At 66.8% G+C, this 24216-nt stretch carries 17 protein-coding genes and 6 pseudogenes; 17 read left to right on the top strand and 6 right to left on the bottom strand.

What is annotated here, in order from left to right; genetic code table 11:
* The first annotated feature begins 314 nt into the window (after positions 1-314).
* Positions 315-1959 (top strand): annotated as a pseudogene (locus QP181_RS16905) (Na+/H+ antiporter).
* A gap of 362 nt (positions 1960-2321) precedes the next feature.
* Here QP181_RS16905 and QP181_RS16900 read toward each other — a convergent pair.
* The gene (locus tag QP181_RS16900) at positions 2322-2681 is read right to left on the bottom strand and encodes a hypothetical protein (RefSeq protein WP_333923905.1); all 360 of its coding nucleotides are present in this window, start codon (positions 2679-2681) and stop codon (positions 2322-2324) included.
* Positions 2682-2873: 192 nt separating this feature from the next.
* On the opposite strand from QP181_RS16900, the pseudogene QP181_RS16895 reads away from it, so the two are divergent.
* From QP181_RS16895 to topA, 3 genes and pseudogenes are all read left to right on the top strand, one after another.
* Positions 2874-3293: pseudogene (locus QP181_RS16895) on the top strand (TonB-dependent receptor plug domain-containing protein); the annotation flags it as partial.
* Positions 3294-4200: 907 nt separating this feature from the next.
* Positions 4201-5031: a TonB-dependent siderophore receptor gene (locus QP181_RS16890; RefSeq protein ID WP_333929250.1), complete on the top strand. Its 831-nt coding sequence runs from the start codon at positions 4201-4203 to the stop codon at positions 5029-5031.
* 230 nt (positions 5032-5261) lie between these two features.
* Positions 5262-7876, top strand: a pseudogene (gene topA, locus QP181_RS16885) (type I DNA topoisomerase).
* 113 nt (positions 7877-7989) lie between these two features.
* Here the strand turns inward: topA and QP181_RS16880 are convergent.
* Together QP181_RS16880 and panC are read right to left on the bottom strand one after the other, a co-directional pair.
* Complete coding sequence (locus tag QP181_RS16880) at positions 7990-8286, bottom strand: SEL1-like repeat protein (RefSeq protein WP_132737094.1); 297 nt, start codon at positions 8284-8286, stop codon at positions 7990-7992.
* A 78-nt stretch (positions 8287-8364) separates the two neighbouring features.
* Positions 8365-9204, bottom strand: a complete 840-nt coding sequence (gene panC, locus QP181_RS16875; RefSeq protein WP_333929249.1) for a pantoate--beta-alanine ligase — start codon at positions 9202-9204, stop codon at positions 8365-8367.
* Between the two features lie 75 nt (positions 9205-9279).
* Here panC and QP181_RS16870 point away from each other — a divergent pair.
* The 10 genes and pseudogenes from QP181_RS16870 to QP181_RS16825 all read left to right on the top strand — a co-directional run bounded on the left by QP181_RS16870 (position 9280) and on the right by QP181_RS16825 (position 16608).
* Positions 9280-10096 (top strand): annotated as a pseudogene (locus QP181_RS16870) (division plane positioning ATPase MipZ).
* Positions 10093-10347 carry a DnaJ domain-containing protein gene (locus tag QP181_RS16865; RefSeq protein WP_333929248.1) on the top strand — a complete coding sequence of 85 codons (255 nt, stop codon included), beginning with the start codon at positions 10093-10095 and terminating at the stop codon, positions 10345-10347. Before QP181_RS16870 ends, QP181_RS16865 begins: the two are co-directional and overlap by 4 nt.
* A 111-nt stretch (positions 10348-10458) precedes the next feature.
* Positions 10459-11832, top strand: coding sequence for a phosphoglucomutase/phosphomannomutase PgmG (gene pgmG, locus QP181_RS16860; RefSeq protein ID WP_333929246.1), 1374 nt, complete (start codon positions 10459-10461; stop codon positions 11830-11832).
* A gap of 331 nt (positions 11833-12163) precedes the next feature.
* Entirely contained in the window at positions 12164-12619 is a 456-nt protein-coding gene (locus QP181_RS16855; RefSeq protein ID WP_132737080.1) for a PH domain-containing protein, read from the top strand.
* 65 nt (positions 12620-12684) lie between these two features.
* The gene (locus QP181_RS16850; protein ID WP_333929245.1) at positions 12685-13425 is read left to right on the top strand and encodes an exonuclease domain-containing protein; all 741 of its coding nucleotides are present in this window, start codon (positions 12685-12687) and stop codon (positions 13423-13425) included.
* 213 nt (positions 13426-13638) lie between these two features.
* The gene (locus QP181_RS16845; protein WP_333923896.1) at positions 13639-15147 is read left to right on the top strand and encodes a sensor histidine kinase; all 1509 of its coding nucleotides are present in this window, start codon (positions 13639-13641) and stop codon (positions 15145-15147) included.
* On the top strand, positions 15144-15584 hold the full coding sequence (locus QP181_RS16840) for a response regulator (protein ID WP_333929244.1): 441 nt from the start codon (positions 15144-15146) through the stop codon (positions 15582-15584). Before QP181_RS16845 ends, QP181_RS16840 begins: the two co-directional genes overlap by 4 nt.
* A pseudogene (locus QP181_RS16835) lies at positions 15581-15844 on the top strand (response regulator); the annotation flags it as partial. The gene QP181_RS16840 and the pseudogene QP181_RS16835, both read left to right, overlap by 4 nt.
* 229 nt (positions 15845-16073) lie before the next feature.
* A pseudogene (locus tag QP181_RS16830) lies at positions 16074-16193 on the top strand (histidine kinase dimerization/phosphoacceptor domain -containing protein); the annotation flags it as partial.
* Positions 16180-16608: a sensor histidine kinase gene (locus QP181_RS16825; RefSeq protein WP_333929667.1), complete on the top strand. Its 429-nt coding sequence runs from the start codon at positions 16180-16182 to the stop codon at positions 16606-16608. The pseudogene QP181_RS16830 and the gene QP181_RS16825, both read left to right, overlap by 14 nt.
* A 117-nt stretch (positions 16609-16725) precedes the next feature.
* Here QP181_RS16825 and QP181_RS16820 read toward each other — a convergent pair whose 3' ends face one another.
* Positions 16726-17334 carry an NADPH-dependent FMN reductase gene (locus QP181_RS16820; protein WP_332755721.1) on the bottom strand — a complete coding sequence of 203 codons (609 nt, stop codon included), beginning with the start codon at positions 17332-17334 and terminating at the stop codon, positions 16726-16728.
* Between the two features lie 198 nt (positions 17335-17532).
* Here QP181_RS16820 and QP181_RS16815 point away from each other — a divergent pair, with 198 nt between their 5' ends.
* From QP181_RS16815 to QP181_RS16805, 3 genes are read left to right on the top strand one after another with little or no spacing between them, the layout of a single operon-like run.
* Complete coding sequence (locus QP181_RS16815; protein WP_333929243.1) at positions 17533-19806, top strand: transglycosylase domain-containing protein; 2274 nt, start codon at positions 17533-17535, stop codon at positions 19804-19806.
* A gap of 31 nt (positions 19807-19837) precedes the next feature.
* Entirely contained in the window at positions 19838-20839 is a 1002-nt protein-coding gene (locus tag QP181_RS16810; RefSeq protein ID WP_333929242.1) for a threonine aldolase family protein, read from the top strand.
* Positions 20836-21759, top strand: coding sequence for a DMT family transporter (locus QP181_RS16805; RefSeq protein ID WP_333929241.1), 924 nt, complete (start codon positions 20836-20838; stop codon positions 21757-21759). The genes QP181_RS16810 and QP181_RS16805 overlap by 4 nt, the downstream gene beginning before the upstream one ends.
* Here QP181_RS16805 and QP181_RS16800 read toward each other — a convergent pair.
* Positions 21672-22508, bottom strand: a complete 837-nt coding sequence (locus QP181_RS16800; RefSeq protein ID WP_333929240.1) for a Rossmann-fold NAD(P)-binding domain-containing protein — start codon at positions 22506-22508, stop codon at positions 21672-21674. The two genes, QP181_RS16805 and QP181_RS16800, sit on opposite strands and share 88 nt — an antisense overlap.
* Positions 22505-24187 carry a M28 family metallopeptidase gene (locus tag QP181_RS16795; protein WP_333929239.1) on the bottom strand — a complete coding sequence of 561 codons (1683 nt, stop codon included), beginning with the start codon at positions 24185-24187 and terminating at the stop codon, positions 22505-22507. The genes QP181_RS16800 and QP181_RS16795 overlap by 4 nt, the downstream gene beginning before the upstream one ends.
* Positions 24188-24216 lie beyond the last annotated feature (29 nt).

Genomic DNA, 24216 nt, shown 5'->3' with positions numbered 1-24216 from the left:
TGCCTCGTTACTTGGGGAGGCGTGTAAGCGCGCAGCCCATAAATCCGACTGAACCAAAATGATTAATTATGCGGCCACAAATCCGATAACCCACAAATCCGATAACGACGTGCAGCTTTGTCCGTCGCCAATAATCAAACAATAGAGCCGCCTTCTCGCAAAGGGGATGGAGCGGGAGAGCGCCCCCCGCCCGATGGTGCTGACAGCCGTCCGATTGTTGGGCGAGACCAGACGGGAGCGCTCACCATGCGATCCCCAAACCGCCATCGATCCGTGTATAGGGACGCCTCCACATCACCCGAGGGCCCGCCGTTTTGCAGATCGTTACCTTGTGCCTGTTCCTGTTGCTCGCGGTCGTCATCAGCGGGATGGCGTCGCGGATGTTGCCCTCCGCACTGCCGCGGCCGCTCGTTCAGATCGCACTCGGCGCCTTGATCGGGATGGTCGCGCATGTCCGCGTCGAGCTCGATCCCGAACTCTTCTTCCTGCTGCTGGTGCCGCCTCTGCTGTTCCTCGATGGCTGGCGCATCCCCAAGGACGAGCTGTTCCGCGATCGCGGCGCGGTGCTTGGGTTGGCGCTCGGGCTCGTCTTCCTGACCGTGCTCGGCATGGGCGTGTTCATCCACTGGCTGATCCCGACGATGCCGCTCGGCGTCGCGTTCGCCCTCGCGGCGGTGGTGTCGCCGACCGATCCGATCGCGGTCTCCGCGGTCGCGCAGAAGGCGCCGATCCCGAAGCGCATGATGCACATCCTCGAGGGTGAGGCGCTGCTCAACGACGCGTCGGGGCTGGTCTGCGTGCGGTTCGCGATCGCCGCGGTGCTGACTGGCGGCTTCTCGCTCGGCGAGGCGACGCTGACGTTCGCGTGGATGGCGCTCGCGGGCGTCGCGATCGGCGTCGGCATTACCTGGGCGATCGTCGCGAGCAAGGCCGCGTTCGCGCGGAAGTTCGGCGACGAGACCGGCTCGAACATCCTCGTCAGCCTACTGATCCCGTTCGCCGCCTATTTGGCCGCCGAGCATGTCCATGCCTCGGGCGTGCTCGGCGCCGCCGCCGCCGGGATCGCGATGACCTTCACCGGCGCCACCACCAGCGTCGCGGCGGGCACGCGGATCCGTCGTCGTGCGGTGTGGGACATGCTCCAGTTCACGCTCAACGGCGTGATCTTCGTGCTGCTCGGCGAGCAATTGCCCGAGGTGTTCGTCCGCGCGCGATACGGTCACGACGACCGGGCATGTCAGCCCGTGGTGGCTGGCGGTGTACGTGCTGGCGGTGGTCGCGGGGCTCGCGCTGCTGCGGTTCGGCTGGGTGTGGGTGTCGATGCAGTTCACGCTGTTGCGCGCGCGCCGCCGCAACGACGAAGCGGTCAGTCCGCCGCGACGGATCATCGCAGCGATGTCGGCGGCGGGCGCGCGCGGCGCGATCACGCTGGCCGGCGCGCTGACGCTGCCGCTCACGCTGAACGACGGCACGCCGTTTCCCGCACGCGATCTGGTGATCTTCCTTGCCTCAGGGGTCATCCTGTCGTCGCTGGTGATCGCCGCAGTCGCGCTGCCGCTGCTGTTGCGCAATCTGAACCTGCCGCCCGACGAGGGCGTGGCGGCGGCGCGCGATCGGGCGCGGCTGGTGTCGGCCAAGGCGGCGATCGCCGAACTCGACCGCGTCCAGCACCAGATGGCGGAAGGCCGCGACGATCCCGACCGGTTCACCGACATCGCCGCTCGGCTGATGGATCAGTATCGCGAACGGATCGACAGCCTGGCGACGTTGCCCGAGGATCGCACCGGGCAAGCGGATGCACCGATCGAGCGCGACATGCGGCTCGCCGCCGTCCGCGCGGAACGCAATGCGGTATTCGATCTGGCAAGGCGGCGTGAAATCGGCGTGACGCTGGCGGAGCAACTCGGCCGCGAGCTCGACCTGATCGATGCGCGCCTGTCGCGACAGGGGCTTGCGTAAGTACAGGTAGAGCAGGGACACGGGCAGAGCAGGATTTTGCGCTCCGCCTGCCCGTGTGACTGAAACCGGCGGAGCGCAGAAGGTACGCGTTACTCAGCGAATCCTCTGCGGCCGCTTTGCAAGGACTTGGTGAATTTTTGGTGAACGATGGCGCCCCGCCCGTCCGTGCGACACTCTCGTATCCGGGCGGGGCGCCAAGGACGCAGCGCTTTGAGGCGCGCATCGCTGGCCATAAGCTAGCATCAGATTCTCACAGCGGAAGCACAGCCCGTCACGCGTGCGGCTCGCTTGGTCGGATATGTGTCCAAATCATGGCCATTAGCGCGCGTTCTTGCCGCCAAGAGCTTGTTAACGGCTGATCTTCAGTCGCCTGCGATCGTCTGCGGGGCCGTCGGATCAGGGATCTTCAGCTTTCGCAGACGGGCGATCACGTCGCGAGCGCCCGCCGGCGCGGCCTGTAGGAACAGCGCAAAAAGTGCCTCGTCGTCGAACGACTCCAGCGCGGTCCCGATCGGCAGCGCAATAATCTGGCGGCTGCGCGCGCCCGGCTGCGCCTCCAGCACGATCGTCCGCCACGCCATCCCGACCGGCGGCGCACTCGTGACATCGGCAAACTCCCCCGGCACCATGTTGCGGATCCGCAATCGCCGGTCCGCCGCCTTGGCGAACCACGCTGCGTCGCCCGCGGTCGCGATTTCAATCGCCAAATCCCGTCCGTTCATGTCGTCCTCGATCCTGTCATTCGCGGCAGGCGGTGCTGCGGGAGCGCAGCGGATGCAAGTCTTTGCGGACGCCCGTCGCCACGATCTGGTGCGCAAATGCCACAATTTACTCTCGCATGATGGAATGACGCTCTTCGCTATTGATAATAGTTATCATCAGCGGTAGCGCACGGTCATTACGAAAGGGAACTCATGACACGACGTTTCGGCCTGGCCGTCCTGCTGGCCTCGGCAGCCGCCGCCCCGAGCTTTGCGCAGACCGCACCCGATGCCACCGCCGCCGGCGCGGATACCGGGATCGTCGTCGTCACCGGCCAGCATCCCCGCACCCAGGCCTCGTCGGGCACCAAGACCGACACGCCGCTCGCCGAAACGCCGCAGTCGATCAGCGTCATCACCAGCGACGACATTACCGGCCGCAGCCTGCAGAACCTCAACCAGGCGCTCCGCTTCGTTGCGGGCGTGACCCCAGAGACGCGCGGCGCCAGCGCGGAAGTCTACGACCAGTTCAAGCTGCGCGGGTTCGACGCGCCGGTCTATCTCGACGGCCTCAAGCAATTCGGCAGCCCGTCGGGCTATGCGGTGCCGCAGGTCGATGTCTCCCGACTCGACCGGATCGAGGTCATCAAGGGTCCGGCCTCCGTGCTCTACGGCCAGTCGAGCCCAGGCGGCCTCGTCGCCGAATCGAGCAAGCTCCCGCTCGACCAGTCGCTATACGGCGCGATCGGCGGGACCTACGGCAATTACGACCTCTACCGCGTCGATGCCGATATCGGCGGGCGCGCGGGTGACGGCGTGCTGTGGCGGATCAACGGCAGCGCGAACGGCGCGGACACGCAGCAGAAGTTCGGCAGGCGCGAGCGCCAGACGGTCTCCGCCGCAGTGACCGCCGGCGCGGGCAGCTCGACCAGCTTCACGCTGCTCGGCGCCTATTCGCACGATCCGTACAACGGCGATTACGGCGTGTTTCCCGCCAGCGGCACGCTGCTCGCGAATCCCAACGGCAAGCTCCCGACCAGCTTCGACGGCGGCGAAGCGGGCAACCGGTTCAGCCGCGAACAGGCCGCGCTCACGTACATCTTCAGGCATGATTTCGGTGGCGGCTGGGCGTTCCGCTCGTCGGGCCGCTATCAGTATGTGAAGGCGAACCTCGGGCTGATCTATACCGCGGGCGGGCTCGATGCGCGCGATCCGACCGGGCAGACGTTCCTCCGCGCCTCCTACGCGACCCGCGAACAGCTCAACAACTGGACGTTCGACAACCAGCTGACCGGAACGGTACAGACCGGCCCCATCAAGCACACGCTGCTGTTCGGCGTAGATCGTCAGGTCGCGCATTCGATCGAGGATTTCGCATTCGGATCGGCACCGTCGCTGAACGGCTACGCCCCGGTCTATGGCACCGTGACGGTCCCGCGGACCCCGGCGGCAGTGCCCGATCCGTTTGCGGGCTACACCGTGATCCGCCAGCGCCAGCAGGGCGTCTACGCCCAGGATCAGATGGCGCTTGGCGATCTCCGTGTCGTCCTCAGCGGTCGACAGGATTGGGCGCGCGGAGCAGGTCGGCCTCGGCGTCAAGCACGACGAGAAGTTCACCTATCGCGCCGCCGCGCTCTACACGCTGCCGTTCGGGCTGGCACCGTATGTCAGCTATTCGACCTCGTTCGAACAGCAGGGCGGCACCGTCCTGCGCCCCGACGGGACGCTCGGGATCGCCGATCCGTCGCTCGGCAAGCAGCTCGAGGCGGGTGCGAAATTCACGGTTCCGGGCACGCAGATCCTGCTCTCGGGCGCGTGGTTCCGGATCGATCAGACCAACGTCCTGACCTCGACCCCGACCTTCTCGCTATCGACGCAGACCGGCAAGGTGCGGTCGCAGGGCGTCGAGCTCGAAGGCATCGCGCCGCTGCCTTACGGCTTCAACGCCCGCGTCGCGTTCAGCCGCCAGCGCGTGAAGGTCACGCAGGACGCCAATGATCCTACACGCGTCGGTCGCGGCCTGGAGACGGTCGGCCGTGGCGGCACGACGCTCGGGCTCGACTGGACCCCGCCCGAGGGTGCGCTCGCGGGCCTGACGATCGGCGGGGCGATGCGCCATGTCGATCAGGTCTATGCCGGCGTCACGCCCGGCGAGACCGAGGGTCGCAACAGCCCGTCCTACACCGTGTACGATGCGCTGATCCGCTATGATCTCGAGAAGTTCGCGCCGTCGCTGCGCGGTCTCAGCCTGGCGGTCAACGGCGCCAACATCTTCGACAAGAAGTATCTGACGTCGTGCTTCGCCAACTATAACTGGTGCTGGTACGGCAACCGCCGCACCGTCCAGGCGACGATCGGCTACCGCTTCTAGGGCCTGCGACGATCCTCCCTCGGCAAGGGGAGGATCGCGCGATCCCGGCGGATCCCGCCTTCAAAAGTCCTTTCGCCTCGGAGATTCGATAGCGGCAAGCTCTCCCCCTCTGGAAAACCGGCCACCGCGACGGCACTTGATGCACGTCATTCCGGATCGTCCCCGGGTTGACGCGACCACCCCGACGCCGTCACCCTCGTACGCGTACACGTAAGGACCCCGGTTTCCCCATGCAGCTTGTCATCGTCGAATCGCCTGCCAAGGCCAAAACCATCGAGAAGTATCTGGGCAGCGATTACCGCGTCCTGGCCAGCTACGGCCATGTCCGCGACCTGCCGCCCAAGGACGGTTCGGTCGATCCCGACGACGCCTTCGCGATGACGTGGGAGAATTACGCGGACAAGTCGAAGCAGCTGAAGGCGATCACCGATCTCGCCAAGCTCGCCGATCGCCTGATTCTCGCGACCGATCCCGATCGCGAGGGCGAAGCGATCTCGTGGCACGTTCGCGAGGTTCTGCGCGCGGAAAGCGCTGCCCAAGGAGGTCGAGCGCGTCACCTTCAACGCGATCACCAAGGCCACCGTCACCGAGGCGATGAAGAACCCGCGCGAGCTCGACGACGATCTGATCGACGCGTACCGGGCGCGTCGCGCGCTCGACTACCTCGTCGGCTTCACCCTCTCCCCGGTGCTGTGGCGCAAGCTGCCCGGCGCCAAGTCCGCCGGTCGCGTCCAGTCGGTGTCGCTCCGCCTGATCGTCCAGCGCGAGCGCGAGATCGACGTGTTCAAGCCGCAGGAATACTGGTCCGTCACCGCCGAAATGGAGCATGACGGCACCGCCTTCACCTCGCGGCTGACGCAGTTCGAGGGCAACAAGCTCGACCGCCTCTCGATCGGCAACGAAGGCGATGCCCTGCGCGCCAAGCAGGCCGTGCTCGACGGCAATTTCTCGGTCCAGTCGGTCGAGACCAAGCCCGCCGGTCGCAACCCGCCGCCACCGTTCACGACGTCGACGTTGCAGCAGGAAGCCTCGCGCAAACTCGGGTTCTCGGCGGATCACACGATGCGGATCGCGCAGGGCCTCTACGAGGACGGCACGATCACCTACATGCGTACCGACGGCGTGCAGATGGATTCGAGCGCGATCAGCGCCGCGCGTCTCGCCGTCGCGAACCGCTTCGACGCGAGCTATGTCCCCGACAAGCCGCGCCAATACCAGTCGAAGGCGAAGAACGCGCAGGAAGCGCACGAGGCGATCCGCCCGACCGACTTCGGCAAGGATAAGGCCGGCGGCGGCGATCATGCGCGCCTCTACGACCTGATCTTCAAGCGCGCGCTCGCCAGCCAGATGGCGTCGGCGCGGATGGAACGCACCACGGTCGAGATGGCCGACGGCACCGGCCGCAACATCCTGCGCGCCACCGGACAGGTCGTGCTCTTCCCCGGCTACCTCGCTTTGTACGAGGAAGGGTCGGATGACTCGGCCGACGAGGACGCCCGCCGTCTCCCGCGGATGCGCGAAGGCGATGCGCCCGCCAAGAAGAAGGTCGACGCCGAGCAGCACTTCACCCAGCCGCCGCCGCGCTTTTCCGAAGCCTCGCTGGTCAAGCGCATGGAGGAACTCGGCATCGGCCGGCCGTCCACCTACGCGTCGATCATCAAGACGCTGAAGGACCGCGCCTATGTCCGGATCGAGAAGAACCGCTTCTTCGCTGAGGAGAGCGGCCGGCTGGTGACGGCGTTCCTGGAACGCTTCTTCGAGAAATACGTCGGCTACGACTACACCGCCGAACTGGAGGAGGAACTCGACGACGTCTCCGGCGGCCGCGCGCAGTGGCAGTCGGTGCTCGACGCGTTCTGGCGCGATTTCAAGCCGCGCACCAACGAGGTGATGGAGCAGCAGCCCTCCGCGATCACCGCCGAACTCGACACCTTCCTCGCGCCGTATTTATTCCCCGCCAAGGCTGACGGCGGCGATCCGCGGCTTTGCCCGAACTGCGGCGAGGGCCAGCTGGCGCTCCGCGGCGGCAAGTTCGGCGCGTTCATCGCGTGCTCGAACTACCCCGAGTGCAAATACACGCGCCGCTTCGCGCAGCCCGGCGGCGACGCCGAAGCGGATGCCGGCCCGTCGACGCTCGGCACGCATCCCGACACGGGTCAGCCGATCGAGCGCAAGTCGGGACGCTTCGGCCCGTACCTGCAGATCGGCGAAGGCGAAGATCGCAAGATGGCGTCGATCCCGAAGGACATTGGCGAGCTCAATCTGGAATGGGCGGTCAAGCTGCTGTCGTTGCCACGCACAGTCGGCAACCACCCCGAAACCGGCGAACCGATCATCTCGACGATCGGCAAGTTCGGCCCGTACCTGAAGCACGCGGGCAAGTACGCCCGACTCCAGACCACGGCGGACGTGTTCGAGACCGGCATGAACGCAGCGGTCGTAAAGCTTGCGGAAGCCGCAGCCGGCGGCGGACGCACCGCGCGGGGCTCAGGCCCCGCTAAAGATTCTCGGCAACCATCCGCGGACCGAGGCCGAGATCAAGCTGATGGAGGGGCGCTACGGTGCGTACGTCACCGACGGCACGACCAACGCGACGTTGCCCAAGTCGATCGAGAAGGACCAACTGACGCTCGAAGAGGCGGCGTCACTGATAGACGCACGCGCCGCCGCGGCACCGGCGACAAAGAAGAAGAAAGCGCCCGCCAAGAAGCCGGCGGCAAAGAAGGCGCCGGCCAAGACGGCAGTGGCCAAGGACGCGACCGAGGCAAAGGCACCGGCGAAGAAGCCCGCGGCTAAAAAGGCCCCCGCCAAGAAAGCCGCCCCAAAGAAGAAAGCCGAAGCCTAATTCCCCTCCCGCTTGCGGGAGGGGCTAGGGAGGGACCGAAATATCTCACGAACGCAACGCTCGCGGTCATCCCCTCCCCAACCCCTCCCGCAAGCGGGAGGGGAGCCCTAGAATTAAGCAGCCCGGCGTTGCGTCAGCTGCATCCAATCCCGCGCCGCGCGCTGCGCCACCGAGATTTCCCGCGCGGTCATGTCCTCGGCGATCTCAGCCCGGCATTCCTGCGCGGCGATGTTCCCCGACACCGCCGCCAGGTTAAACCACTTATGCGCCTCGATCAGATCGAGAACGACACCCGACGTCCCCGTCGAATACACCATCCCCAGTTCGTAGCACGCCCGGTCGTCGCCGCGCGCGGCATCCGCCAGACGGCGTTCGATCGTAATATTCGCGTTCTTGAGACTGCTGCCCATGGTCTTGCCCCCAATGTTCGTGAGGACAGACTGCGGCGATTCCGACTACGAAATGGTTAATGGGTTAACGCTCGTTTTTTACAACTCTACCGCGATGTTATCGATCAACCGCGTCGCGCCCATCCGCGCAGCCGCCAGCAACCGCCGCGGTCGATCCGCCGCCGGGTTCTCCGCCAGCGTCTCGGCATCCGCCAAAGCAACGTAATCGATCGTGAACCCCGCCCCGACCAACGTCGTCCGCGCATCGTCCAGCACCGACTCCACGTCCTCGCCCTTCGCGATTGCCCGCGCCGCAACACCCAGAGCGCGCGGCAAGGCGATCGCCTGCTTGCGCTGCTCGTCATCGAGATAGATGTTCCGCGACGACATCGCCAAACCATCGTCGTCGCGCTGCGTCGGCACCCCGACGATATCGATCGCGAAATCGAGATCTGCGACGAACCGCCGCACGACGGCGAGCTGCTGGTAATCCTTCTCGCCGAAATACGCCGCATCGGGGCCGACCTGGTTGAACAGCTTCGACACGACCGTCGCGACGCCGTCGAAATGACCGGGCCGAGAGGCGCCATCGAAGCCTTCACTGACGCCCGACACGCGTACCGACGTCGCGAAACCCTCGGGATACATCGTCTCGACCGACGGCAGCCAGAGCAGGTCGCATCCAGCTTCGGTCAGCATCCGGATATCGGCCATCTCGCGCCGCGGATAGCGCGACAGATCCTCGTTCGGCCCGAACTGCGTCGGATTGACGAAGATCGACGCGACGACTTTCGTCCCCGACCGCTTCGCCGCCTCGATCAGCGCGACATGGCCGGCGTGGAGCGCGCCCATCGTCGGGACGAGCGCGACGCGCTGCCCCGCCGCACGGAAGGCGGCGACGCTTTCGCGCAACGCATTAAGGTCCCGGACGGTGTCCACGTGAAACTCCTACTCGATAAGTGCGGTCGCGGCTTCTATGAAGGGTGACAGTCTCGATCAATAAGGAAACGCGCGTTGGCCACGGGCCCCGAACAGACCCCCGCTTCGCCGCACGTCATCGTGTTCGCCAACGAGAAGGGCGGCACCGGCAAGTCGACGACCGCGGTGCACGTCGCGATCGCACTTGCTGCCAAGGGTGCGCGCGTCGCGTGTCTCGATCTCGATCACCGCCAGCGCACCGTCGGCCGCTATCTCGACAACCGCGCCGAAACGATGAAGCGCAATGGCTCGGTGCTGCCGATGCCGCGCCACGCGACGCTGTCCGACCAGAGCGAGGACCAGTTCGAGGACCTGTGGCACTCGCTGTGCGAAGGCTCGGATTTCCTGGTCGTCGACACGCCCGGCCGCGACGATCCGTTCGCGCGCACCGCGGCGGCGCTCGCGAACACCTTGGTCACGCCGATGAACGACAGCTTCGTCGACTTCGACCTGATCGGCCAGGTCGATCCCGAGACGTACCAGGTAACGCGCCCGAGCTTCTATTCCGAACTGATCTGGGATGCGCGGAAACAGCGCGCGCGCCGACGGCACGACGATCGACTGGGTCGTGCTGCGCAACCGCCTCCAGCATATCGAGGCACGCAACATGCGCCGCGTGTCGGATGCGCTCGCGCAACTGGCCAAGCGCGTCGGCTTCCGGATCATCCCGGGGCTCGGCGAGCGCGTGATCTACCGCGAGATGTTCCCCGCCGGCCTGACGATGATCGACTCGAAGGCGTTCGGCAGCATGGGCCTTGGCCACGTTGCCGCACGCCAGGAACTGCGCGAGATGATGGCGGCGTTGCAGTTGCCCGAGGTGGTCGCCGAGCGTGCCCCGGACGTGGCTGCGTGAAGTGGATCGTCGCCGCGCTGTTTATCTGGGCGGCGTGGCATTACCTCCGGCCGAAACCGAAACAGCGCGTAGTCACGGATGAAGCGGAAGCGCGCTCGATCCTGGGCATCGATCGCACCGCGGACGCCGATGCGATCCGCAGCGCCCACCGCCGCCTGATCGCCTCGGTTCACCCCGACCGCGGCGGCTCGACCGACCTGACCCGCCGGGTAAACGCCGCGCGGGATCTGCTGCTGAAGCGTTCACGCTAAACCGTTATCCTGCGAACGCAGGAGCCCAGGGTTACGAACGCTGTCGCTCTTGGCTCCTGGGCCCCCGCTTTCGCGGGGGAACCGCAGTGAGACATAATCGTCAAGAGGCCCATGACCCACCAGTTCGACCCGACCTCGCTCCGCGAATACGACATCCGCGGGATCGTCGGCAAAGCACTCGGCCCCGCCGACGCCGTCGCGATCGGCCGAGGCTTCGCCACCCGCATCCGCGCCGCCGGCGGCACCCGCGTCGCCGTCGGCTATGACGGCCGCACCTCCTCCCCCGAACTCGAAGCCGCGCTCGTCTCCGGCCTAGTTGCAGGCGGCGTCGACGTCGTCCGCATCGGCCTCAGCACCTCGCCGATGCTGTATTACGCCGAAGCGACGCTAGAGGTGGATGGCGGCATCCAGGTAACCGGCAGCCACAATCCCCCCGAGTATAACGGCTTCAAGATGGTGCATGCCCACGCGCCATTTTTCGGCGACGACATCCAGGACCTCGCCGCGCTCGCCGCGTCGGGCGCCTGGAGCGAAGGTGCGGGCGAGGTCACGACCGCCGACGTTCTCGACGCCTATGTCGGCCGCTTGATGCTGGGCTATGCAGGCGGTGCGTACCGGATCGGCTGGGACACCGGCAACGGCGCCGCCGGCCCGGTGATCGAGAAGCTCGTCCAGCTGCTGCCGGGTGAGCATCATGTGATCTTCGCCGAAGTCGACGGCAATTTTCCCAACCATCATCCCGATCCTACCGAAGAATCGAACCTCGCCGATCTGAAGAGCCTGGTCGCGGAGAACAACCTCGATTTCGGACTGGCCTTCGACGGCGATGGCGACCGGATCGGCGCAGTCGACGGGTCGGGACGGGTAATCTGGGGCGACCAGATCCTCTCCATATTGGTCGAACCTGCGCTGCGCGAGCATCCGGGCGCGCCGATCGTTGCCGACGTAAAGTCGTCCCAAGCGCTGTTCGACCGAATCGCCGAGCTGGGCGGTGAGCCGGTGATGGCTCCCACCGGCCACAGCCTGATGAAGACCGCGATGACCCGCACCGGCGCGCCCTTGGGAGGCGAACTCAGCGGGCATCTGTTCTTCGCCGGCGAGTATTACGGTTTCGATGATGCGCTGTATGCGGCGGTGCGGCTGATCCGTGCGGTGCATGTGTCGGGTCGCTCGCTGACCGAACTGCGCGACGCGATGCCGGCGCTGGTGGCGACGCCCGACCTGCGCTTTCCGGTCGATGACGCGCGCAAATTCGCGGCGGTCGACGAGGTAATCGCGCGGTTGAAAGAGGATGGCGCGGAGATGAACCTCACCGACGGGGCCAGGGTGACGACACCCGAAGGCTGGTGGCTCCTCCGCGCGTCGAACACACAGGCGATGCTGACGGTTCGCGCGGAGGCGAAGGATCAGGCGGCGCTCGATGCGCTGCTCGCGGAGGTCGACACGCAACTCGCGGTCAGCGGTGTTGCGAGATCGGTACCATAACAAGGCCGCCACCCCGGCGAAGGCCGGGGCCCAGTTGGAAAGGTGGACATAACGAAGTGCCGCGTACCGTTAGCAACGTCCCCCAACTGGGCCCCGGCCTTCGCCGGGGTGGTGCATGGGGATGGGATGGTCGCAGAATTTGACGCCCGGCGAGCGCCGAGGCTCGCGACGTAACGCGAAACTAACCGTTCCCCCGCAAAGGCGGGGGTCCAGAAGCCACGAATGCCGGCGCCCAGAACCCTAGACTCCCGCCTCCGCGGGAGAACGGCAGGACGATTGACACGCGACCGCCCCAGTCTACCGTCCCGCCACCACCCCAAGGAGTCCCCAAGTGGAGCGCCCAGTCGACGAATTCCGCTCCAGCACGCGCCGCTGGCTGCTCGGCAGCTTTGCCGGTTGGGGCACGCTACTCACCTGCCTCGCCGGCATCGGCTTCGTCATCATCGGCATCCGCTGGCTCAAGAACCGCAGCGCCAGCTACGAGATCACCGACCAGCGCCTGATCATCAGGCGCGGAATCCTGTTCAAGACGATCGACGAGATCGAGCTCTACCGGATCAAGGACGTCCGCCTTGGCTATTCGCTGCTCAATCAGATGACCGACATCGGCACGATTACGCTCACCTCGAGCGACCGCACGACGAGCGGCGGCGAATTCATCCTCCGCGATATCCCGATGGCGCGCGACCGCCGCGAAGGCCTGCGCAAGCTGGTCGACCGCGCGCGCCAACGTCGCGGCGTCCGCGAGATGGATATCGACCATGAGGATGCATACGCGCTGGATTAAGCGCGCTTTTGTCCCCACATGGCGGGCATGGCGCCCCCTACCCCAAGCCCAAACAGCAACCGCAGATGATCCGAGTCGTCGACCTGGAGACCACCGGTTCCGCCCCGCCCGCGCACGGCGTCTGTGAGATTGGCTGGCAGGACGTCGCGCTCGGCGAGGACGGCCGCTGGGAAATCTACGGAGAGGGCGGCAGCATCCTCGTCAACCCAGGCCGCCCGATCCCACCGGTCACGCAGGCGATTCACCACATCCTCGACGAACAGGTCGCCGACGCGCCCTATTGGCACGATTGCGCGCGGCAAGTGCTCGATCCCTGGCCGCGCCGCCTCGCGCTCGCCGCGCACCGCGCCGATTTCGAGCAAAAATTCTGCACGTCTGCGCTGACCCGCGATGCCGAGTGGATCTGCACCTGGAAATGCGCGCTCCGGCTCTGGCCCGACAGCCCGAGCTTCTCGAATCAGGTGCTGCGCTATTGGCGCAAACCCCACGGCATGGAGCACGAGCGCGGTTTGCCGGCGCACCGCGCCTTCCCCGACGCGTACGTCACCGCGTTCCACCTCCGCGACATGCTCAACGAGGCGAGTCTCGCGCAGCTGCTCGAATGGTCGCGCGACCCCGGCCTAATCCCGCGCGTCCGTTATGGCCCCGATCGCGGCAAGGAATGGTCCGAGCTCGATCACGAGACCTTGATGGCGTTCATGACCGACCGCGACCCCGACATCCGCTTCACCGCCAACCACGAAATGGACCGGCGCAGCGGCGGCGGCCGCGTCGGCAAAGCCAGCGCGCAGGACCTGCTGCTGTAGCACCCCTATGATTCTCCCCCGCCAGGGGAAGGTGGTTGGCGCTTGTTAGACGAAGGGGGAGGTAAGGGAAACCGATGTTCCGTATCCTCCCCTCCGTCGCCTTCGGCGCCACCTACCCCTTGCGGGTGAGGATCGTGAAGCGGTCGCGCCCCTTGCTTCACGTCTAGCCAGTATCGCTGGCGTAACGACCGGCCCTGACGTAGATCGCCCCCAATGGTAAGCGTACGACTGAAATTGCCCTCGTCGGAGGGGCGGGTCGCCCGCTGGCTGGTCGCGTTCATGACGCTCGGCTTCATCGCGCTCGCCGCCGCGGCGATCGCGATCGGCTGGATCACGATTCGCAACCGCACCTACACCGCCGAGATCCTCCACACGCAGGACGTCCGCCAGGCGATCGCCACGCTCCAGATCCAGATGGAGCAGTCCGAGACCGCACGCCGTGGCTATGTCCTGGCGGGGAAGCCGCTCTTCGCCACCGCCTATGCGCGCAGCGCGGGCAACATCGTCCCCTCGATCGCCACGCTGCGCCGCCTGACCCACGACAACCCCGCACAGATCACGCGACTCGATCGGATCGAGCCGCGCTTCGTCCGGTTGCGCGCACTCAGGACCCAATCGATGGCACTGGTCGCGTCGGGCCAGATCGCCGAGGCACAGCGCCGGTTCGCAGTCGATGCCAGCGTGCCGCTGATGCGCGGCATCCGCTACCGCCTCCAGGCGATGGCCGCCGACGAGGTCCGCCTGCTCGCGATCCGTACCCAACGCCAGCAACGCAGCAGCGCGCTGTTCCTCTCGGTCGCGGGCCTCGCCGCCGCGCTGCTGCTGGTCGTGGCGATCCTCGCGATCCTGGTGATCCGCCGCTACACCGCCGATCTCGCCGCCTCGCGCGACAGCCTACGCGAACTCAACGAATCGCTCGAGGATCAGGTCGCGACGCGCACCGCCGATCTCAGCCGCGCGAACGAGGAGATCCAGCGCTTCGCCTATATCGTCAGCCACGATCTGCGCTCGCCCCTGGTCAACGTGATGGGCTTCACCGCCGAACTCGCGACTGCGGCCGGACCGCTCGCCGACCTCGTCGACCGCGCCGAAGCCGAAGCGCCACACATCCTCACCGCCGACGCCCGGCTGGCGGCGCGCGAGGATCTGCCCGAGGCGATCGGCTTCATCCGCACCTCGACGCAGAAGATGGACCGGCTGATCAACGCCATCCTCAAACTGTCGCGCGAAGGCCGCCGCACGATCGCGCCCGAGCATATCGACCCCGCGCAACTGGTCGACACGATCATCGGATCGATGCAGCACGTCATCGACGATCGCGGCGCGGTCGTCCGCGTCGAGCGGCCGATCCCCGCGGTCGTCACCGATCGCCTCGCGCTCGAACAGATCCTGTCGAACCTGATCGAGAACGCCACCAAGTATCTGAAACCCGGCCGCCCCGGCGAGATCGTCGTGCGCGGTCACAAGGAACGCAACCGCGTCATCCTGTCGGTGGTCGACAACGGCCGCGGCATCGATCCGCGCGATCACCAGCGCGTGTTCGACCTGTTCCGCCGCTCGGGACCGCAGGACCAGCCCGGCGAAGGCATCGGACTCGCGCATGTCCGCGCACTCGCCTATCGTCTCGACGGCACGATCGACGTACAGTCGACGCTCGGTGACGGCGCGACCTTCCGCCTCAACCTTCCCAGCGCACTGACGATCCAGGATATCACGGCATGAACCAGCACCAGACCGTCGGCATCGTCATGATCGAGGACGACGAGGGCCACGCACGGCTGATCGAGAAGAACATCCGTCGCGCAGGGATCCTGAACAACATCAAGCACTTTACCGACGGCACCAGCGCGCTCGACTTCCTGTTCAACGCCGCCGACGGGCCTGCGAAGAGCGGCCCGGCGATGATCTTGCTCGATCTCAACCTGCCCGACATGAGCGGCACCGACATTCTCACACGGATCAAGGCGGAGGGCAGCCCGCTGCGCCGCACGCCCGTCGTCGTGCTCACCACCACCGACGACAAGGTCGAGATCGAGCGCTGCTACGATCTCGGCTGCAACGTCTACATCACCAAGCCGGTCAATTATGAGAGTTTCGCGCAGGCGATCCGCCAGCTCGGGCTATTCCTATCGGTGATCCAGGTTCCAGACGTCGAGTGAGCGAGCCAAGCGTCCTCTATATCGACGACGACGCCGGTATTCGGCGGCTGGCGGCGCGTGCGCTCGAACGCCGCGGCTACCGCATGACCGTCGCCGAGACCGGCGCGGAGGGCGTGGTCAAGGCCGCCGCCGAGCCCTTCGACCTGATCGCGGTCGATCACTACATGCCCGGGATGGACGGCCTCGAGACGCTGGAAGCGTTGCGTCGCCTGCCCGATCATCCGCCGATCGTGTACGTCACCGGCTCCGAGGAAGGCCGCATCGCGGTCGCCGCGCTGAAGGCCGGTGCGTCGGATTACGTCGTAAAGACCGTCGGGGAGGATTTCTTCGACCTGCTCGCAGCGTCCTTTGCACAGGTCCGCGCGCGCCCTGCTCGAACAGGAGAAGGCGTCCGCCGAAGCCGATCTGCGCGCCAGCAACGCCCGGCTCGAAGCACTCCTCGGCGAGGTCAACCACCGCGTCGCCAACTCGCTGCAGCTCGTCTCGGCAATGGTCCGTCTCCAGGCGACCGCGCTGACGGATCCGTCCGCCCGCGAGGCACTCGAAGACACGCAACGCCGCATCCAGGCGATCGCGCAGGTCCACCGCCGGCTCTATACCAGCAACGACGTCGAGAGCGTCGACATGCAGGAATATTTGGGCGCGCTGGTCGACGAACTCGCCGAGACCTGGTCGACCGACGCGCTCCCGCGCGCTGAGCCTTGCGGCCGAACCGATCCGCCTGCCGACCGACCGCGCGGTATCGCTCGGCGTGATCGTCACCGAACTCGTCACCAACGCGTGCAAATACGCCTACCCCACCGGCGGCGGCGAAGTCCGCGTCGCACTGCGCCGGATCGACGACGACCTCTTCCTGCTGGCGGTCGAGGACGATGGCTGCGGCATCCCCGAAGACGCCGTCCCACGCGGCACCGGTCTAGGCACGAAACTGATCCGTGCGATGGCGCAAAGCCTCCAGACGATCGTGGAGTACGACCCGACGCACACCGGCGTCAGAGCCACCCTCCGCGCTGCGGTACGGTAAAGGGTACGAAACCTCAGAACTCCCCTACCCCGTTCGTGCTGAACGAAGTCGAAGCACCCTCGCTTGGGGCATATCCTTCGACTTCGCTCAGGACGAACGGACGATAGCGCCAACCTGTTAGTTCGCAGGCTCCGACAACGGCGCAAACCTCGCCACCTGACGCCCGACCAAGCACAATTGCTCGATCACCGCGGGATCGTTCGCGCCACCCTCGTCGTCGAACTTCGTCACCTGCGTATTGATCGCCGCCGCAAACGGCGTCGGCCAACCGCGCAGCGCGTGGACGATCGAGCGCAGCGCCGCGATCGTGCTCCCGGTCGCCTGCCAGCCATAAGCGGTGGCGATCAGTCCGACCGGCATGTCCGCCAGATACGGCCGTTCGTCGCGCGACGTCTCCTCGAGCAGATCGAGCGCGTTCTTCACCACGCCCGAGATGCTGCCATGATAGCCCGGGCTGGCGATGATCACCGCCGATGCACCGCGGACGGCCTCGACGAACGCGCGTTCGTCCGCGGTCCGCGTCGTCGCCTTCGGGTCGTACAGCGGCAGCCGCGCCATGTCCGCCCCGCCGAACATCTGCGTGCGGAAACCCTGCCTCTCGACCGCATCGAGCGCGATCCTGAGCGCGCGCTCGGTCGACGAGACGCCGCCGATCGTGCCGCCGATGCCAACGACCAGGGGGAGAGTATCGGGAGCGGTCACGGTTTCATCCTGTTCGAACGTCATGCACCCGCTCTTCCCCGTTTCGTCGCGCGAAGACAACAGCGCTTGCGTCCGTTCTCGCTCCACGACCACCACGAACGCTGTCGCTAAGCCCCCGTACACGTTAAGCATGTGCATACGCCGGACACAGGCTTGCCCGAGCTGTCGTATGACGATAATACACCTGATGTCCGCCGCTTGGCCGACCCGCTGGAACGACCGATGCGCCCCGATCCCTTCGACACCAACCGTTCCAGCTCAAGCGGCGACCGCGAGCCCTATGCCTTTGAGCGCGAGCGGCTGATCACCGAACGCGAACGCCTGCGCCAGAAATACGATCGCGAGCGCGATGGCGAAGAGCCCGGGCCGTATGACGACCGCGATGCACTGCCGCCCTACGCGACACCCCGCGCCCCGCGACGCAAGCGCCCGATCGGTCGCTGGATCCTGCGCGGGCTGGGGATCGGCATCGTCCTGCTCGTGATCGCGATCATCTGGCTGGCGATCACTGCCCCCTTGTCGAAGTCGCTCCAGCCGCCCACCCCGCCTTCGATCACGCTGACCGCAGACGATGGCACGCCGATCGCGCGACGCGGTGCGATCATCGGCAAGCCGGTCGACGCGGCCAAGCTTCCGCCGCATGTCACGCAGGCGTTCCTCGCGATCGAGGACCGGCGCTTCTATTCGCACTGGGGCGTCGATCCCCGCGGGATCGCGCGTGCGGCGTGGGCCAACATGGGCTCGGGCGGCGTCCGCCAGGGCGGCTCGACGATCACCCAACAGCTCGCCAAGAACGCGTTCCTCGATTCGGACCGCACCGCGACGCGGAAAATCCGCGAGGCGATGATCGCGTTTTGGCTTGAGGCCTGGCTGTCGAAGGACGAGATCCTCTCGCGCTACCTCTCGAACGTCTATTTCGGCGACAACACCTATGGGATCAGCGCGGCCGCCAAGCACTATTTCGGCCGCACCCCCGACAAGCTGAACGTAGGACAAGCGGCGATGCTGGCGGGGCTGGTCAAGGCGCCGTCGCGCCTCGCCCCCACCTCGAACCTCGAAGGCGCGCGCAAACGCGAGGCCGTCGTGGTCGGCGCGATGGTCGACGCCGGCTTCCTTACCAAGGCGGAGGGCGACGCGGTCCAGCCGCAGCGCGTGCTCGGCAGCCGCCCGTCGCAACTCCCCAACGGCACCTATTTCGCCGACTGGATCCTTCCCGAAGCGCGCGACCAGGCGGGTGAGATCAAGACCGAGGCGACCGTCCAGACGACGCTCGATCCCCGCCTCCAGCGCGCGGCGGAACGTACCGTCGCGCGCGCCGGTCTCAGGGAGGCACAGGTCGCGCTGGTCGCGATGCGTCCCGACGGCCGCGTCGTTGCGATGGTCGGCGGCAAGAACTACGCGAAGAGCCCGTTCAACCGCGCGACTCAGGCGCGGCGCCAGCCCGGCTCGACCTTCAAGCTGTTCGTCTACCTCGCCGCGATGCGTCAGGGGATGACGCCCGATTCGACGATCGAGGACCGCCCGGTGACGATCGGCGACTGGACGCCGAAGAACAGCGACGGCCGCTACCAGGGCACGATCACGCTGCGTCAGGCGTTCGCGCGCTCGTCCAACGTCGCCGCCGCACGCCTCACGCAACAGGTCGGCGTGAAGGCGGTGATCAAGGCGGCGCGCGATCTCGGCATCTCGACGCCGATCCCCAGCGAGGCCACTATTGGTCTCGGCACCTCGACCGTGTCGCTGCTCGAACTGACCGCCGCCTATGCCGCGATCGCGCGCGAGCAATATCCGGTCCAGCCCCGCGGGCTCGCCGATGTCCGCGAGAAGGGCTGGTACCAGTCGCTGACCGGCGGCGCGACCGAGATGCCGAGCAAGATCCACGACGAGATGCTCGACCTGCTGGCGGCCTCGATCCGCACCGGCACCGGACGCGGTGCGAACCTGACGGTCGACGCGTTCGGCAAGACCGGCACGACCTCGGACAACAAGGACGCGCTGTTCGTCGGCTTCGCGCGCGATCTGGTGGTTGGCGTGTGGGTCGGCAACGACGACAATTCGTCGAACCCCGGCCTGTCGGGCGGCGGCATCCCCGCACGGATCTGGCGCGACTTCATGCAGAGCGCGCTGGGGATCGCCCCGATCGCTGCCCCTGCTCCGGCGGTGGAGGAAGTCGATCCTGACGCACTGCCGGCGGAAGACCAGGAGAATTCCATTCTGCCGTTGGGCGGGGAGATCGAAGGAATGGGCTTCAACCTGAAGATGGGCGAGGACGGCACCATCTCCGTCGGCCCCTCCCGCCGCGACCGCCAGGAAGGCCCGCCCCCCGCGACGATCGCCGGCCGCCGGAGGAAGAAGAAGGGCCCGACGAGGGGCAATAGGAATCCAGCCGCAGAGCAGCTTGTTTCCCCGCGAAGGCGGGGACCCAGACTGGGCTCCCGCCTTCGCGGGAGAACAAGAAATCGGTCGCCAACGTCCGAGCGGCGACACTCCCGTTGACGCCATCACCGCATCGCAGCATGTCTCGCCCATGCGCTTCTTCTCCGACAACGCCGCCACGATCCACCCGCACGTCATGGCCGCGATCGCCGCCGCCGACACGCTCGACACCGCCTATGCCGGCGACGCGTGGAGCCAGCAGCTCGACGGTCGTTTGTCCGCGCTGTTCGAAACCGACGTCGCAGTCCTCTGGGTCCCCACCGGCACCGCCGCCAACTGCCTCGCGCTCGCCGCGCTCTGCCCCCCGCACGGCGGCATCGTCTGCCACCGCGACGCACACATCCAGAACGACGAGGGCGGCGCGCCCGAATTCTACACGCACGGCGCCAAGCTGTTCCTCGCCGAAGGTGACGGCGCCAAGCTGACCCCCGACACGATCCGCACCGTCATCGACGCGATCCCCGACGACGTCCACCGCGTCCAGCCGCACGCGATCTCGATCACCAACGCCACCGAATACGGCCGCGTCTATCAGCCGCACGAAGTCGCGGAAATCGGCGCGCTGGCAAAGGAGCGCGGGCTCGGCTTCCACATGGACGGCGCACGCTTCGCCAACGCGATGGCGCGCGTCGGCTGTTCGCCTGCCGACATGACGTGGCGCGCGGGCGTCGACGCGCTAAGCTTCGGTTTCGTCAAGAACGGCGCGATGAGTGCGGAGGCGCTCGTCTTCTTCACGCCCGAGCTCGCCGCCGTCACACAATACCGCCGCAAACGCGCAGGCCTGCTGCTGTCGAAGGGGCGCTACCTCGCCGCGCAGATCCTCGCCATGCTCGACGACGATCTCTGGCTCGCCAATGCCAAGGCCGCCAACGACGCAGCCGCCAAGCTCGCCGCCGCGGCCAGCAACCGCCTCGTCCACCCGGTCGAGGCGAACGAAGTCTTCCTCCGCGCCACGCCGGACGAAGCCGCTGCCCTCCGCGCGAAGGGCTTCGACTTCTACGACTGGGCCGCCGACGAAATTCGCCTCGTCACCGCGTGGGACAGCCCGTCAGACGCGGTCGGCCTGCTCGCCGACGCGATCCGGGAATTATGACCCCCGGCCCAGCCGACCCACCACAGTCGACCCGCGCCGCGGTGCTGATCCCGTTCGGCATCGTCACGCTGATCTGGGGCTCGACCTGGCTGATCATCCGCGACCAGATATCGGTGGTGCCGCCGAGCTGGTCGATCAGCTACCGCTTCCTCATCGCCGGCATCGCGATGGCGATCTACGCAGGCATCAAGCGCGAGAGCTTCAAATTCGATGCGCGCGGCTACGCGTTCGCGGCGGTGATCGGCATCGCGCTGTTCACGTTCAACTTTAACTTCGTCTACCGCGCCGAGCATTACGTCACCTCAGGGCTCGTCGCGGTGGTGTTCGCGCTGCTGCTCGTCCCCAACGCGATATTCGGCCGCATCTTCCTCAAGCAACGCCTCGGGCGGCAGCTGATGGTCGGGTGTGCGGTCGCGATGGCGGGGGTCGCGCTGCTGTTCGTCAACGAAGCGCGGGTCGATCCGCACGGGCCACGCTCGGCGACGATCGGCATCGTCCTGACGCTGTGCGGCGTGATGGCCGCCTCGGTCGCCAACGTCATCCAGGGCAGCGCGTTCGCCAAGCGATACCCGATGGCGCCGACGCTCGCGATGGCGATGCTGATCGGCGCGTGCCTCGACGCGGCGTTCGCCTGGATCACCACCGGGCCACCGGTGTTCGAGCCGCGCTTCGGCTATGTCGCGGGCATCCTCTATCTCGGCGTGTTCGCGTCGGCGCTTGCCTTCCCGCTGTATTTCAACGTCATTCGCGCGATCGGCCCGGCCAAGGCGGCCTATTCGGGCGTCATCGTGCCGGTGATCGCGATGCTGCTATCCACGATCTTCGAACGCTATCACTGGTCGACCTTGGCCGTCGCCGGCGCTGTGCTGTCCGGCATCGGCCTCGTCATCGCACTCAGCGCGCGCAGGCCCGCGCGGTAGTCGGGCCAGGCGGGCGTCCAGCCGAGCACGCGCTTGGCCTTCCCGTTCGCCACCCGCCGGTTCTCGTTATAAAATCCGCGCCCCATTGCCGAGAGCTCCTCGAGCGTCACGAACGGCGGCGCGGGCATCCCGAGCAGCATCGCCGCAAACGCCACCACGTCGTTCTGCGACGCGGGCACGTCGTCCGCGAGATTATACGCCCCTGCCGGCGCATCGAACCCGGCGATCACACCCGAGACGATATCGTCGACATGCGCGCGGCTGAACACCTGGCCGGGTTGCTCGATCCGGTGCGCCTTGCCCTGCCGCACCCGGTCGAGCGGCGAGCGCCCCGGACCATAGATCCCTGGCAACCGAAACGTCCGCGCGCCAATGGCCAGCCAGTCCGCATCCGCCGCCGCCCGTGCGCTCCGTCGACCGCCACCGATCGGCGCCGTCTCGTCCACCCACGCACCCTGCGCATCGCCGTACACGCCGGTCGACGACAGATACCCGATCCAAGCGCGCGTCCGCAGCAACAGCGACCCGTAGCGCCCGAGCACGGGGTCCGCCTCATGCTCGGGCGGTACCGACGACAGGATATGCGTCGCCGCCGCGATCTCCGCCGTCACCGCATCCACATCGTCGAACCGGAGCGTACCACCCCGCCCATCCCGCGTCGTGCCGACGACATGCCAGCCGTCCGCCGCGAGCCGCTCGGCAAGTCGCGACGCGGTGTAGCCGAGACCGAAGACCAGCAGCCGGCTCATGGCGCCACCGCCGCGCCGGCCATCGGCCCCTTGTACAAAGTCCCGAAATAATCGCCGGCATTCCACACCGGCCGCTGCGCCCCGTCGGCGATCTCGCGCGCGATCCGGTAGTTCGCATCGACGAACCGCACGCCCTGATCCCACAGGATCGGCTGCGTCAAATCGTCCGATGGCTTATGGTAATTGTTCGCCATGAAATACGCGACCGCCGCCTTGCCCGGCCCCTTCTGACCCGGCCACAGGAACACCGACGGGATACCCTTCTGGACGAAGCGGAAATGATCCGAGCGGACGAAGATGCCCTCCTCCGGCATCGGATCGGGCGACAGGCCGACGCCGATCGCCGCCACCGCCTTCTGGACGATCGGGCCGATCGTCGAACGCTCCGCACCGAACACAACCATGTCCTCGAACTTGTAGGTCAGGATCGGCATGTCGAGATTCACGTCCGCGACGATCGAGGTCAGCGGCACGGTCGGGTGGTTGGTGAAGTAATCGCTGCCGACCAGCCCCTTCTCCTCGCCGGTGACGGCCAGGAACATGATCGTGCGCTTTGGCGCCTGCCCGCTGGCGGTGAAGCGCTTGGCCTCCTCGATCAGGCTGGCGATGCCGATCGCATTGTCGAGCGCGCCGTTGTTCAGCGCGTCGCCCTTCACGGGCTTGGTGATGCCGATGTGATCGAGATGCGCGGAGAGCACGACCACCTCCTTGCCGACCACCGGATCGCTGCCCGGGATCACGCCGACGACGTTACTGCTCGCGGCAGGCACGAAGCTCGTCTTTGTCGCAACGGTCAGCGTACCGGCCAGCGGCACCGCCTTGAACTTGGCATTGTCGCGGTCCGCCTGCTTCACGATCCGGCTCCACGGCGTCTTCGCACCGGCGAACAGCTTGGCCGCGCCGGCCATGCTGACCGTGCCGAGCGACGGCGCGCCAGGCGCATCGACCTTGCCGGTGCCGTCGGGGTTCGCCCACGTCATCCGCGGCGTCGCGTAGGAGTCCGCCAGCTTGCCGAAGGTCCGTACCTTGGCCGAGCGCGGGCTTTCCAGCGTGATCACGCCGACTGCGCCCTTGGCCTGCGCGATCGCCGCCTTGGTCCCGCCCGACCCAAAGAACGCGCGCTCCTCGCCGCCGAACCGCGCGGGCGAGCCGCCGAAATACGCGACGATCTTGCCGCGCACGTCGACGCCCTTGTAGTCGTCCTGGCCATATTGCGGTGCGTCGATGCCGTAACCGACGAACACGACGGGCGCCGAAACGCTGGTCTCCGCCTTCGCGCCGTTCGCGGCGGGCACGTAATCCTCACCGAACACGAGCGGCTGCGCAGCCCCGCGACCGGTCCAGACGAAATCGCCCTTGCTTGCCGCCTTGTACGACACGAGCGGCACGGTCTGGAGATACCCGCTCTGATCGCCACCGGGACGAAGCCCCGCGGCATAAAACTGCGCAGCGACATATTGCGCGGCGATATCGAACTCGGGGCTGCCAGCCTCGCGCCCCTTCATCGCATCCGATGCGAGAAACAAGACATGCGCCTTCATCGCTGCCTGATCTGCGGGCAGCGGCGCGGCGAGCTTGGCGTTCAACTCGGCATTGTTCGGAACCGCTACGGGCGCAGTCTGAGCAAGGGCAGAGGTAGAAAGCGCGAGCACCGCGAGCGCGCCGAGAGGACGATACATCCGGAAATCCTTGCAAAGGGAACGTGTTG

Source organism: Sphingomonas sp. LR55, assembly GCF_036856015.1.
Classification (GTDB): Bacteria; Pseudomonadota; Alphaproteobacteria; order Sphingomonadales; family Sphingomonadaceae; genus Sphingomonas.
The sequence above is the reverse complement of the archived record's forward strand: the minus strand, read 5'-3'. Positions and strand labels throughout refer to the sequence as shown.